The organism is Flavobacterium sp. H122 (assembly GCF_004959765.1).
Lineage (GTDB): Bacteria > Bacteroidota > Bacteroidia > Flavobacteriales > Flavobacteriaceae > Flavobacterium.
Window position 1 is genome coordinate 1 of record NZ_SJZD01000004.1, and the last position, 12,463, is coordinate 12,463.

The following is a 12,463-nucleotide window of genomic DNA, read 5'->3' on the forward strand; positions in this document are numbered from 1 at the left end:
GAGATTACTTGACCCGAATGATCCCGTAAAATATGACTTTGCATTATTTGGATTAGGAGTTTTTGAGGGATTTTAAGGTTAATGGTTAATGGTTAATGGTTAATGGTTAATGGTTAATGGTTAATGGTTAATGGTTAATTAGTTTTGGCTCACTATTATTCATGCCGTTACACTAAACCTTTGAAACTTTTTACATCTGTAGTAAACCAGTAGCAAATCCTTATCTTTGCAAAAAATTAGATTACTACGATTATGATTCCGAATGATACCATTGTTGCTTTAGCTACACCGTCCGGTGCCGGTGCTATTGCTGTGATTAGAATTTCCGGTAAAGATGCCATTGCAATTGCCAGTCAGGTTTTTAAATCGGTTCGAAATAAAGACTTAACAAAACAAAAATCACATACGATACATTTGGGTCATATTATTGACCCTTCGACAGGCTCAGGACAAGGAGAAAAGACTTTGGATCAGGTTCTGGTTGCGGTGTTTAAAGGTCCCAACTCTTACTCAGGGGAAGATACTATTGAGATTTCGTGTCATGGTTCTACTTTTATACAACAACAAATTATTCAATTATTGCTTCGAAAAGGATGTAGAATGGCACAAGCTGGTGAATTTACCTTACGTTCTTTCTTAAACGGAAAAATGGACTTATCACAAGCGGAAGCTGTTGCTGATTTAATTGCATCTGATAATGAAGCGAGTCACCAAATTGCCATGCAACAAATGCGTGGTGGCTTTAGTAATGAATTGGCCAAACTACGTGAAGAATTGTTGAATTTTGCATCGTTAATAGAATTGGAATTGGACTTTGCTGAAGAAGATGTGGAATTTGCCGATAGAAGTCAGTTTGTAGATTTATTAAATAGGATTGAATTTGTTTTAAAACGTTTAATCGATTCGTTTGCTGTTGGTAATGTAATTAAAAACGGTATTCCTGTGGCGATTGTAGGTGAACCCAACGTAGGGAAATCGACTTTATTGAATGCGTTGCTTAACGAAGAAAGAGCCATTGTGAGTGATATCGCTGGAACTACACGTGACACCATTGAAGATGAATTGGTTATCAACGGTATTGGTTTTAGATTTATAGATACTGCCGGTATTCGTGAAACGAAAGACTATGTAGAAAGCATTGGTATCCAAAAAACATTTGAGAAGATTGAGCAAGCACAAGTAGTATTATTTTTAGTAGACAGCTCGCAATTGACAATTGACAGAATTGAAGATTTGAAAGTAGAAGTTGAACGTATTAAGAATAAATATCCTCAAAAAACTTTATTGGTTCTGTTCAATAAAAAAGATTTGATGTCGGCTGAATTGATAGAAACATTACAATCTCAAATTGAGCACTCTTTATTTATTAGTGCTAAAAACAAAGAAGGTATTGAAGAATTGAAGAATGCTTTGTTATCGTTTGTAAATACTGGCGCTTTACGCAATAATGAAACTATCATCACCAATACAAGACATTACGATTCATTACTTAAGGCTTTGGAAGAAATTCAAAAGGTGCAATGGGGCATGCAGCAAAACCTGTCTTCTGACTTGATGGCAATTGATATCCGTCAGGCGTTGTACTACTTTGGAGAGATTACAGGTGAAGTAACTAATGATGAATTACTGGGGAATATCTTTGCGAATTTTTGTATCGGGAAGTAGTTGATTGGATTATTAGACTATTGGATTGTTGGATTGTTGGATTGATTATTAAGAATATATTTGACGACCGATTTAAGTATATTTACATCATAGAAAAAAAGAATTACACAACTCCATGACTGAAGAAGTATTTTTCACGTTACAAGCCATCCAAATCGACTTTTTTACTGCTTTTGGATTATATACCTTTCTTTACTTTATTGTATCTATTTTTAGTAAAAAGCCTATTCTTAAAACAATTGACGACAAAGCCAATGCCTTTATCTCCTTTGCTGGAATAGTCTATTTACTGATATGGATAACAGGAATAATAGTAGAATTAAATAGTTTAAATCAGGCAGACAGAAACGAACTTATACACAGAATGTTTGGCAAGTATTGGTTTGGTTATTGGGTGCAGCCTTTATTATGGGTGTTACTGACCCAATTGTTACGATTCCAAATCATTCGAAAAAATGTTTTTATACGTATTTTATTTAGTATTTTCTTGATGCTATCTATTGAACGGATGGTAATTATCATTACAGCTTTTCATCGTGATTACCTCCCTAGTTCTTGGACAATGTATAGCGATTTGGACATTTATCCTTCCAATTATGTACTTACCTTACTAATAAAAATCATGGTTTTCTTAGTGTTTGTTGGTATTTTTAGTGTAGTCACTAACAAACTAAAAGGTTTAAAAATGAGGGATGGAACAAAAAGTACTGAGAAAACTAGATTGTAAATTTAGTAGTTACTTTTTGATATTGTAGGTAGTGAATCTAATTCAACGGTAACAAATGTGTTGAGGTTTACTTGGTCATTATTTGCATAATCTGGTTCTAAAAATTACCTTATATTTTGCTAAACCTTACTTTCTTTTTCTTTGAAGTATTATAATAGTCTTTAGAAATTAAATAATCACCTTTAAATTTAAGTACTCTTATAAAGTTACTTTCGTAATGAATTGGTTTTTCAAAAGAAAATCCATCTATTTCTAAAAGATTAAATTTCTTTAAATCCTCTATAAATAAAGAAAAAACAATTTTATCTTCTAATAAAAACTCAATCTTAGCATCACTATTTTTTGTTGCATCAATATAAATGTTACCTTCAGAGTCAGGAGTTGTAATAATGCCGTTTAATTTTGTTTTGACAAATGATTGCAAGTAACCTTTTCTTTGTATACTTAAATTACGCAAACAAAAAATATTTGTATCAATTGATTTATCATTCAAATATTTTAAGTCTAAAGCAGAAGTCTGCAAAGACGGATTTTCGAATTTTAGAATAATCATATTCGATTTTATAATATACGTTCCCTTACCCATCCATATTTGTCCATCATCTGTCATATAAATATGTTCAAAAGTCATGGCGTCAAAATTTAGAATATATCTATTACTAAACATTATAGATTTATCTTGAGCATAGGTTGCAGTGTTTTGACCAATAGTTTTTGAAAACATTAGTAAAACTAGTATAAGAAATTTTTCAATTTGCATTATCACTTATCATTTTTTTGGATTACAAAAAAATATCCTTAAAATCATATTCTTCTATAAGCCACTATAATTTTGTAAAAAACTCTACTATGGAATGCCTTTTTAAATAAAGCCTTCCACAACCTGCAAATATAATAGTATAACTTCAAAAACACGAGCGAGACGCACGCGGCAGTAGAGGTCATTTGTTAAAAATCATTTCTTGTTACGGTTTTCCGTAATGAAATAATGAATTTATAACTGTTATTTGTTATTCGATAAATAAACATAACACTAATTTTAGAAGATGGAATAGTACTGAAAATCAAATTGTAAATTAATTTCCTCTCTTTTACTTTGTAGGCACGGAATGAAACTCTGCGCTTACAAATAAGTTGAGACTTACTTTGTAAATAGCTTTACTAAACAAGTGTTATTATGGAAATTATTGTAATAGATTTAGGAAAAAGTAGTATATCTAAGTGCAAATAGATATTTTTTTAATGTATTTACCCAGCAGAATTATAACTAATAAAGATGTTTATTTTGATTGTAGGATTTTCTCTATATTTATACTTCGAGTTAATAACTTAATTTCTATGAAGCAAGAACTTATTGATTTAATCAAGAATACTATAATACTGGAATGTAATTTGCCTTGCCATCCACGTATCCATGAAAAGACAGTATTATCTACTAAAGACGATAATTGTTTTAAAGTATTGGATTCAGTCAATCTTTCGAAAGTGATTTATAATAATATCATTAATTACGCATATGATGTTTTTGAAATGCTTCAAGGAGATGAGGTTCTACTAACAAAAGCTTTGTATTCTAGAATACGATACAATCATAAAGCTTCATCGAATGCAAAATTGGGGTATGGCTTTTATGGAGAGGTTTTGTTGCATGCACTTTTACATGTAATTTATAAAGTGCCACCACTTATATCTAAAGGACATTTTTTTATCGCAGGTAATGGTGAATCGAAAGGTTACGATTCTTATCATATTGTGGAAGCACATGGACAAGTTCATTTATGGTTCGGTGAAGCTAAATTCCGAGAAACTTCATCATCAAGTATTAAGACCGCTCTTGAAGGCTTATCTAATAAGGTATTAACAGATAAGTACTTTTTAGAAAATAATTTTATTCCAATTTTTGACGAAATGTCTAAGAACACGAATTATGACGCCTTACTTGCAGGAAGTAAGCTGTTAGATATAAAAACGGATTGGATTGAAAAGGGAATCATAAATATCGATGATTTTAAAGCAAATAATATCGGCATAGTTTACCCGATTATGATTGCATTTAAGCAAAGTGCTGGAGGATATGATAAAAGTATTACAAACTGCTTGGATTACATCAAGAAAAATTATGCTGCACTAAAATTTGATAAGCTCTCAATTGATCGTACAATTTTCTTCATTTTTATTCCAATGGAAAAGGTTAAAGACGTAAAAAAAACTGTTATTAAATGGATAGAGTCGAAAGAACAGTTGATATAGCTAAAGCAGTTAATGCTTATAACTTAGCTACGATTTCTGATTTTGAACTTGTGAATAAGATTTGCTCTTATTTTGATTATGTGAAGAATTTTGATTTATCACAAGCAGATAAATCATTCATGCTTTATTTGGCAAATAAGGCAGGTATTCCGCATTATTTTGATATGCTGGCTAAAACACAAGAGTATGAAGACTTGTTGTTTGAAGAAGCAACTATTAATGCTAGTGAGTTTGCTGCTTTTTTATGCGAAACTTCACTTTATACCGATGAAAAATCTAAGCTTCATCGTTATCAGAAAGAAATTTTGAATCTATTTATTCATGGGCAACTTAATCGATATTTTTTATCAGCATCGACTTCGTTTGGAAAGACTCACCTTACTTATGAAGTAATAAAAAAGATGAAGTACAAAAATATAATTCTTATTTTTCCTACTGTTGCACTTTTAACTGAAAATTTATCAAGATTAAAAGAAAAGGATAACTATAGTTATTTTGCAGAAAATGGCTATGCATTGCATACTCTGAGTGATGGAAAAGAAGAGTATGGTGAAAAGAATATTTTCATTTTCACACCTGAACGATATCTTTCCTTTTTAGATAAAAAAGGTTCTGGAATAAAGATTGATTTTGTTTTCGTAGATGAAGTATACAAAATAGATAATGAATATATGGACAACGATCAGGAAGAGCTGAAGGAGCACGATCGAGATCTAGCATATCGGATGGCTATATATTATGCTTTGCTTAGTAAAAATGTTGACTTAATGCTTGCTGGTCCATATATAACCTTTTATGATAAATTGGACTCTACTTATAACGAATCCTTCGATCTTTTCTTGTCAAATTACAATATTAAATTAATTGATAAAAATGATTATGAAATTGTTGGTAAAGAATTGACGGTAGTAAAGAGTAAAAAAAAGCAGGTAATTGATGGAATTACTGTTGACTTTACAGAAGATGGCAAGAATATTACATCAAAACCAGGAAGGCTCAGAATTTTGTTAAGTAATTTTCTTAAAAATAAACCAGAAAAAGAGCACAAAACAATTGTCTATTGCAGTACCAAAGTAACTGTAGAAAACTATGCGAATAGCATATTGTCTTGGCAAATCGCTAAACATCCCAATGATGAAGGATTTAATTTATTTATAGATCATTTAGAGAGAGTATATAATGAAGAATGGTGCGTGATTAAAGCACTTAAAGGGGGAGTGGGCATTCACCATGGTGTAGTACCAAAATACATTCAGAAAGAGATAATTAAATTATTTAATACTAAAGAAGGTGGTCTAACTTTTTTGGTATGTACCACAACAATTACAGAAGGGGTTAATACTTCGGCAAAAAATCTGATTGCACTTTTTGACAGAAAAGGAAGTAAGCCACTTAAGGCATTTGATGCTAAGAATATTGCTGGTAGAGCTGGTCGATTTATGGAACATTTTCAAGGTTCTGTGATAAGTATTCAAAATGATTTTGATAAAGTCATTGATTCAGCAGATGGAGGGATTAAACATAAGAATTTTGATGTTTTGGTCCCAAAAAATGGAGCCGATCTTGATATGACAGAAGATGTGTATTTGGGAGAGCAAGGACTCCAAAAGAAAAAACAGGTAAAAACAATGCAGGAAGATAGGGGCATTCCTGACGAAATTATACAATTATTTAAGACAATAAGTAAAGAAGATAAAATAACTATTTATGATCGAATAAAAAACCTAGGTTATCAAGAATTAAGTAAAATTCAAGGATTAATACAAAAGACTATGCAAAATCAAATTGATTTTGACGGTTTTCAGGTTTTTATAGAAACAATTAAACCAATTGTCAGAGACAAAAATTTTCTACATTTATTGGATAAATCATCCTATAATCTCAATGATGAATTTGTTCAAAAAGATTACTCGCGAATTACCTACACACTTTACTTTTATTTAAAGGATGGTTTCAATGGGTTACTTACATATAGGCTTGATACTTTAAATGAAGATGTTGACACGGCAATGCGCAAAGCATCTGAGTTGGTTTACAATACATTTAAATATCAATTAGTAAAGTACTTAGGTGTCTTTAATACGATGTATAAATATTACATTTCAAAGCGGGATTCAGAATTTTTTGATGATGTTTCTGGATTAGATCGCTTACTTACGAAACTTGAATATAATGCTTTCACGGATCAGGCTAAAATAGCTAGTGACTACGGGGTGCCACAACGTATCATAGATTATTACGATGCAAAATCTGTATCCTCAAAAGATAAAATAAAAAACTCATTTGATTCATATGAAAATCATGTTTTCAATGAAACAAGAAAACTATTTGAAATTTGAAATAAATGAATTATTAACAGATCTTTATATTATTAGATTTCTGGATATCAGAAGACGCAAATCATTCCGTCACTACAGAATCACCCAAACATTAAAAACAACCTTTTAGACACAACGTCCATTCATTTTTGTTCAAATTTGAACCTTTTAGATTCAACGAGCAACCTTTTTGGCTGAAGTTCCAACCTTTTACTCTCAATTTCCAGTCTTTTTGGTTCAAGTTTGAACCTTTTTGGCTCAAGTTCCAGTCTTTTTGATTCAAATTAAGTTCTTTTAGAATAAAAACTGTAACTTTTTGCTTACTACAAGTATTACATGAAGATAAACAAAAAAAGACCCCATTCCTGGGGTCTTGATTGTACATAACTTTAAAAAATTTATCTATTCAATTGGCACTTTTTTTACGGCTCGGTCTGACAAAACGCTGGCTTAAATCCTGATAAATTGGTTTAGCCGTTACTATACCCTTGTTGTTTGCTTCTTTTACCTGCCCGTAATATAACATTGAGGCTTGTAAGGCTTCACTTCCCGCTAACATAATGGTATCGTTAACATCAGCAGATAATTGCGAGGCTAAATTCGCAATAGGACTTAAAGTACTTACCAGTGCTTCGTCTTTTAAAAATTCGGTTTTGTCCATATACACAGGTACAAACTCGGGATTAGTCTCTACATACGATTTTGTTTTTTGCACCGTGGCTACCGTTTTATCGCCCATTTTAAATAAAGACAAACGTTCTTCCATGGTTAAACCTTGTAAATAAGGCGCTAAGGCTGTTTTACATTCTTGTAATTTGTCTTTTACCGCATCAATTACATTTTGTGGAATTTCGATACTGATTTGATTTTTTGTTGCCATCTTTTAAAATTTTATGTTTAAATGATTTTCTTACAAAGAATCAATTTATGTACCATAAAACACGTTTTAACAAAAATTTATAGTAAAATTCGTATAATTTTAAGATAATCAACAAATACTTCCTAAAGCATATATAAGACTTAGTGAAGCTTTACCCACCCACCATCTTATTATACTTATTTCGATATTCCACCGGCGTCAACCCCGTGATTTTTTTGAAAATGGAGCGAAAGGCCTTGGTATCGGTATAGCCTACCTCATACATTACCTCGTTTATGTTTTTTCGGCTGGATTCGAAACTGCGTTTGGCAAATTCAATTTTGACGCGGTTGATGTATTCCAGCACCGTATTGTTTGTGGCTTGTTTAAAACGTCGTTCAAAACTGCGTCGGCCTAAGGATGTCAAGTCGGCCAACTCCTCGATGGTGATTTTCTCCTGAATGTTTTTATCAATATAGTCCTGTGCCAGTTTGATGGCTTCATCGGGATGGTTTTTCTGTCCATTGAACATGGCAAAAGCCGCCTGACTGTCGCGGTCAATATCTATAGCAAAATATTTGGAGGCCAAAATCGCCGTCTCCCTGTCGGTATATTTTTCCACCAAATACAGCAATAAATTCCAGTACGACATGGCCCCGCCGCTGGAATACAATCGGTATTCCTCGGTCACAATACTGCCGTCGATGACTTCCACCTCGGGAAACATCTCCCGGAATTCATTTTGAAACCCCCAGTGGGTAGAGCATTTCTTTCCGTTAAGCAAACCGGTAGAAGCCAATAAAAAAGCGCCCACGCAAAGCGAGGCTACTTCTGCCCCATTGTTGTATTGTTCTTTGATCCAGGGCACTGCTTTTTGGTTGGCTTCAATAGCGGTTTTCATGTCGCCAAACAACGCCGGGATGATGACCAAATCGGTTTGTTTTACTTCATGCAACAGTTGTGCGGTATGGATAGAAAATGAGCCCTCATTGATTTTTATTTGCTTTTTTAAACCTACCAATTCCACATTAAACAAGGGCTTTTTACCCGATACTGCCAAAAACTGATTGACGGCGGAGAACAAATACTGCGGATCGGCTATGGCCTGCATTACTGAATTTTCAGGCACAAGAATACTGACATTCTTCATAGGTACTAAATTTTTTATCTGAAAATAAAGATAACACAAAGTTTGTCGTAAATTACCCTTTAGTTGTCATTTTTGCACTTGGTCTTGTATCGATATCCGTTGCATCTTTGTACTATCAATTAACAATCTAAAAAATAACACTATGGAAAATTCAAAAATCACTGTTCAAGCCCTTGTTGATGCCAATACTGAAAAAGTTTGGGATTACTACACCAACCCGAATCATATTATCCATTGGAATTTCGCCGATCCTAGTTGGCACTGCCCTACTGCCGAAAACGACATGACTATAGGCGGTACGTACAAAGCAAGAATGGAAGCGAAAGACGGTAGTTTTGGTTTTGACTTTGAAGCCGTTTATACCGACATTAAAGAAGGACAAGCGTTTAGTTATGAATTTGGAGGGAGAACCGCTACCGTTCAATTTAATGGTAACGACCATGCAACGGAAATAATAGTCGCATTTGACCCCGAGACCGAACATTCTATTGATATGCAACGAGGCGGATGGCAAGCGATTTTAAACAATTTCAAACAGTATACAGAAAACAACTAAAAAATAGACAGTATGGAAACCAACACAGTTACCTTACACCGCGTGTTAACCGCTTCTCCAGAGAAAGTATTCCGTGCCTTTGCGGATGCAGATGCCATGGCAAGCTGGTTACCGCCTTATGGTTTTACCTGCAAAGTACACGCTTTTGATTTTAAAGTGGGTGGCAGCTACAAAATGAGCTTTACCAATTTTACTACAGGAAGTTCCCATTCGTTTGGGGGAAACTATCTGGAAATTGTTCCTGATGCATTATTAAAATACTCGGATCGATTTGACGATCCCAATCTGCCCGGAGAAATGATTACCACGGTACAATTAACCGCGGTAAGCTGCGGCACCTCGATCCAAATTACACAAACAGGTATTCCAGCTATGATTCCTGCGGAAATGTGTTATCTGGGCTGGCAGGAATCCTTGGAAAAATTAAAAAAACTGACCGAGCCCACTATTCCTGATGCATAAAATTAAATCTGAAAACGATTATTTAAGATGTACATGGCACAAATCAATTCATATCTCACCTTTAACGGTAACTGCCGTGAAGCGATGACCTTTTACCAAGACTGTCTGGGTGGTGAACTCGTCTTTCAGACTATTGGTGAATCGCCATTGTCTTCTGATATGCCAGAGCAAATGAAAAATTGTATTTTACATTCAACGCTTTCCAAAGGTGCTTTGGTACTCATGGCATCTGATATGGTAAGTGAGCAAGGTTTAATTAAAGGCAACAGTGTTTCACTCTCTTTAAATTGCAGCAGTGAAGAAGAAATTAAAGCCTGTTATGCTAAACTTTCGGCAGGAGGAACAGCCACTCACCCACTGGAAGAAAGCTTTTGGGGCACTTTGTTTGGTGACCTTACCGATAAGTTTGGTACTCATTGGATACTCAATTACACTAAAAAATCCTAACAACTAAAAAAATTAAAAATGAAAACAGATAAAACAATTTATTGGGTAACTACTATCCTCCTTTTTATGATGGAAGGCATCATGCCGGCCTTAACTTTTCAAACGGAAATGGCCCAACAAGGAATCAGTCATTTGGGCTATCCTGTTTATTTTGGAAACGCGCTGGTCGTATTCAAAATACTGGGCGCCTTAGCCTTAGTGATACCGCAAGTACCTAAACGCTTTAAAGAATTGGCCTATGCCGGGTTTCTGTTTAACTTCCTATTTGCAAGCATCAGCCATTTTGCCATTGACGGGGTACATTTTCAATCGTTTTTTCCGTTGCTTATTTTGCTGGTATTGGGTATTTCTTTTATGTACTATCAAAAGCTTTATTCGCTTAGGACTATCACACAAGAGGTCTACTAAACTTTTCAAATTGATACATGATGACAACAGACTGTTTCATTCATTGTAAGAATTGATCTATAATAAAGTGCGGGGGATTTAAAATAAACTTTTAAATCTCCCGTTTTTTTTAGAACTTAGCCAAGCAACATATCCATTGACAATCTTTAAAAACTTTCTATGCATATTGAAACCATACTTCTTGATGGGAATAACGTAAAATTGATTCCGCTTGAAAGAACACATTTTCCTCAACTTTTAGAAGCCGCTTCCAATCAGGAGATTTGGGAACTGACCTCTGTTAACTACTCTGATCCGGATATTTTTTTCAGTACTAATACTAAAGCGCTTGCCGACAAAGAAGCAGGAACCGTGTATCCGTTTGTCATACTTGACAAAAAAAATGATTCGATTATAGGTACCACACGGTTTTTGGAAATCTCAAAAGCCGATAAAAAACTGGAAATTGGTGTTACCTGGCTAAAAAAAGAGTACTGGGGCACGAAGGCCAATTTGGAATGCAAATATCTGTTATTGGAATACAGTTTTGAAAAGATGAAGATGAACCGGGTGCAGTTCAGAGCAAAATCAGACAATATCCGTTCGAGAAAATCCATTGAGAAAATCGGCGGGCAATTGGAAGGGATTTTCAGAAAAGACAAAATAGAACCAAACGGCAATTACCGAAATACTGCTTTCTACAGCATTATTGATACAGAATGGGATGCTGTTAAAAGTGCATTACTGGAAAAACTAAAAAAAGAGCCACAATTATAAATCCGGGAGAAAATTAAATTACGATGTTGTAATATCTTGAATTGTTTTTTATCCTACTCCAAAAACATAAGGGGCTGTCTCAAAAGTCAACTAACCTGTAATCTCGACAAAAGGAAATATCACATCACATTGATTATGAGACTCCTCCTAACGTTGGAGTGACTAACTAAGTGTTTACTTCTGACTTTGAGACAGCGCCATCATTTTATATAATACCAATCATTTCTTATTTTTCACTATCTTTCTGTTATGAAATTACATATTAAAAATATGGTTTGCGACCGTTGCCAGTGGGTTGTAAAAAATGAAATTGAGGCACTGGGACTTTCGATAAAAACAATGACTTTAGGGGAAGTGGAACTGTTTGAGACTGTAACTGCGGAGACTAAAAATGAGATTAAAAAACGGCTGGAAAGTTTTGGTTTTGAACTGATTGACGATAAGAGGAGTAGGCTTATCGAACAGGTTAAAACATTGCTTATCGACCTGATTCATCATAAGAATGCGGATATCAATTTGAATCTTTCGGAGTACATTACATCTACTATTCCTCACGATTACAGTAAATTGAGCAATTTGTTTTCGGAGGTGGAAGGGATTAGTATCGAGAAGTATTATATCCAACTAAAAATCGAACGGGTGAAGGAACTTATAATGTATGATGAGCTGAGTTTGAGTGAAATTGCGGATTTACTGCATTACAGCAGTGTGGCGCATTTGAGCAACCAGTTTAAAAAGGTGACGGGGTTTTCGCCTACGTTTTTCAAACAAATTAAAGAAGCGAAAAGGGTGCAGATTGATAGAGTGAGTGAGTTATGAGTGGTTAGTTTTTGAAGAGGAAAGAAGAAAGAGGAAAGAGGAAAGA

General features: G+C 34.1%; 14 protein-coding genes. 11 read left to right on the top strand and 3 right to left on the bottom strand.

The genetic code is table 11. The features are described from left to right. From EZM65_RS07040 to EZM65_RS07050, 3 genes are all read left to right on the top strand, one after another. Nucleotides 1-76 (top strand): DUF2400 family protein (locus tag EZM65_RS07040; protein WP_136668137.1); only part of this gene is annotated, 76 nt, incomplete at its 5' end. A gap of 176 nt (nucleotides 77-252) precedes the next feature. Then, on the top strand, nucleotides 253-1,665 hold the full coding sequence (gene mnmE, locus EZM65_RS07045) for a tRNA uridine-5-carboxymethylaminomethyl(34) synthesis GTPase MnmE (RefSeq protein ID WP_136667852.1): 1,413 nt from the start codon (nucleotides 253-255) through the stop codon (nucleotides 1,663-1,665). Nucleotides 1,666-1,780: 115 nt separating this feature from the next. Then, entirely contained in the window at nucleotides 1,781-2,392 is a 612-nt protein-coding gene (locus EZM65_RS07050; RefSeq protein ID WP_136667853.1) for a hypothetical protein, read from the top strand. Between the two features lie 109 nt (nucleotides 2,393-2,501). Here the strand turns inward: EZM65_RS07050 and EZM65_RS07055 are convergent, their stop codons facing one another. Beyond that, nucleotides 2,502-3,152, bottom strand: coding sequence for a hypothetical protein (locus tag EZM65_RS07055; protein ID WP_136667854.1), 651 nt, complete (start codon nucleotides 3,150-3,152; stop codon nucleotides 2,502-2,504). Nucleotides 3,153-3,730: 578 nt separating this feature from the next. Here EZM65_RS07055 and EZM65_RS07060 point away from each other — a divergent pair. Next, nucleotides 3,731-4,642: a Hachiman antiphage defense system protein HamA gene (locus tag EZM65_RS07060; RefSeq protein ID WP_169051662.1), complete on the top strand. Its 912-nt coding sequence runs from the start codon at nucleotides 3,731-3,733 to the stop codon at nucleotides 4,640-4,642. After that, nucleotides 4,612-6,981 carry a helicase-related protein gene (locus EZM65_RS07065; RefSeq protein WP_136667856.1) on the top strand — a complete coding sequence of 790 codons (2,370 nt, stop codon included), beginning with the start codon at nucleotides 4,612-4,614 and terminating at the stop codon, nucleotides 6,979-6,981. Before EZM65_RS07060 ends, EZM65_RS07065 begins: the two co-directional genes overlap by 31 nt. Nucleotides 6,982-7,366: 385 nt before the next feature. Here EZM65_RS07065 and EZM65_RS07070 read toward each other — a convergent pair whose 3' ends face one another. Beyond that, nucleotides 7,367-7,840, bottom strand: a complete 474-nt coding sequence (locus tag EZM65_RS07070; RefSeq protein ID WP_136667857.1) for a hypothetical protein — start codon at nucleotides 7,838-7,840, stop codon at nucleotides 7,367-7,369. A 151-nt stretch (nucleotides 7,841-7,991) separates the two neighbouring features. Further along, nucleotides 7,992-8,969 (bottom strand): GlxA family transcriptional regulator, encoded by a 978-nt coding sequence (locus EZM65_RS07075; protein WP_136667858.1) that lies wholly within the window; start codon nucleotides 8,967-8,969, stop codon nucleotides 7,992-7,994. Between the two features lie 142 nt (nucleotides 8,970-9,111). Here EZM65_RS07075 and EZM65_RS07080 point away from each other — a divergent pair, with 142 nt between their 5' ends. From EZM65_RS07080 to EZM65_RS07105, 6 genes are all read left to right on the top strand, one after another. Then, on the top strand, nucleotides 9,112-9,525 hold the full coding sequence (locus EZM65_RS07080) for an SRPBCC domain-containing protein (protein ID WP_136667859.1): 414 nt from the start codon (nucleotides 9,112-9,114) through the stop codon (nucleotides 9,523-9,525). Nucleotides 9,526-9,537: 12 nt separating this feature from the next. After that, nucleotides 9,538-9,987, top strand: coding sequence for an SRPBCC family protein (locus EZM65_RS07085; protein ID WP_136667860.1), 450 nt, complete (start codon nucleotides 9,538-9,540; stop codon nucleotides 9,985-9,987). 33 nt (nucleotides 9,988-10,020) lie between these two features. Next, entirely contained in the window at nucleotides 10,021-10,434 is a 414-nt protein-coding gene (locus EZM65_RS07090) for a VOC family protein (protein WP_136667861.1), read from the top strand. 18 nt (nucleotides 10,435-10,452) lie between these two features. After that, on the top strand, nucleotides 10,453-10,842 hold the full coding sequence (locus EZM65_RS07095) for a DoxX family protein (protein WP_136667862.1): 390 nt from the start codon (nucleotides 10,453-10,455) through the stop codon (nucleotides 10,840-10,842). 159 nt (nucleotides 10,843-11,001) lie between these two features. After that, complete coding sequence (locus tag EZM65_RS07100; protein ID WP_136667863.1) at nucleotides 11,002-11,598, top strand: GNAT family N-acetyltransferase; 597 nt, start codon at nucleotides 11,002-11,004, stop codon at nucleotides 11,596-11,598. Nucleotides 11,599-11,847: 249 nt separating this feature from the next. Next, nucleotides 11,848-12,417 (top strand): AraC family transcriptional regulator, encoded by a 570-nt coding sequence (locus EZM65_RS07105; RefSeq protein WP_136667864.1) that lies wholly within the window; start codon nucleotides 11,848-11,850, stop codon nucleotides 12,415-12,417. Nucleotides 12,418-12,463: the final 46 nt, after the last annotated feature.

What these genes read in the sequence shown, in the direction of transcription:
- mnmE (WP_136667852.1), top strand. Translation starts at nt 253, where the DNA reads ATGATTCCGAATGATACCATTGTTGCTTTAGCTACACCGTCCGGTGCC.
- EZM65_RS07050 (WP_136667853.1), top strand. Translation starts at nt 1,781, where the DNA reads ATGACTGAAGAAGTATTTTTCACGTTACAAGCCATCCAAATCGACTTT.
- EZM65_RS07055 (WP_136667854.1), bottom strand. Translation starts at nt 3,152, where the DNA reads ATGCAAATTGAAAAATTTCTTATACTAGTTTTACTAATGTTTTCAAAA.
- EZM65_RS07060 (WP_169051662.1), top strand. Translation starts at nt 3,731, where the DNA reads ATGAAGCAAGAACTTATTGATTTAATCAAGAATACTATAATACTGGAA.
- EZM65_RS07065 (WP_136667856.1), top strand. Translation starts at nt 4,612, where the DNA reads ATGGATAGAGTCGAAAGAACAGTTGATATAGCTAAAGCAGTTAATGCT.
- EZM65_RS07070 (WP_136667857.1), bottom strand. Translation starts at nt 7,840, where the DNA reads ATGGCAACAAAAAATCAAATCAGTATCGAAATTCCACAAAATGTAATT.
- EZM65_RS07075 (WP_136667858.1), bottom strand. Translation starts at nt 8,969, where the DNA reads ATGAAGAATGTCAGTATTCTTGTGCCTGAAAATTCAGTAATGCAGGCC.
- EZM65_RS07080 (WP_136667859.1), top strand. Translation starts at nt 9,112, where the DNA reads ATGGAAAATTCAAAAATCACTGTTCAAGCCCTTGTTGATGCCAATACT.
- EZM65_RS07085 (WP_136667860.1), top strand. Translation starts at nt 9,538, where the DNA reads ATGGAAACCAACACAGTTACCTTACACCGCGTGTTAACCGCTTCTCCA.
- EZM65_RS07090 (WP_136667861.1), top strand. Translation starts at nt 10,021, where the DNA reads ATGGCACAAATCAATTCATATCTCACCTTTAACGGTAACTGCCGTGAA.
- EZM65_RS07095 (WP_136667862.1), top strand. Translation starts at nt 10,453, where the DNA reads ATGAAAACAGATAAAACAATTTATTGGGTAACTACTATCCTCCTTTTT.
- EZM65_RS07100 (WP_136667863.1), top strand. Translation starts at nt 11,002, where the DNA reads ATGCATATTGAAACCATACTTCTTGATGGGAATAACGTAAAATTGATT.
- EZM65_RS07105 (WP_136667864.1), top strand. Translation starts at nt 11,848, where the DNA reads ATGAAATTACATATTAAAAATATGGTTTGCGACCGTTGCCAGTGGGTT.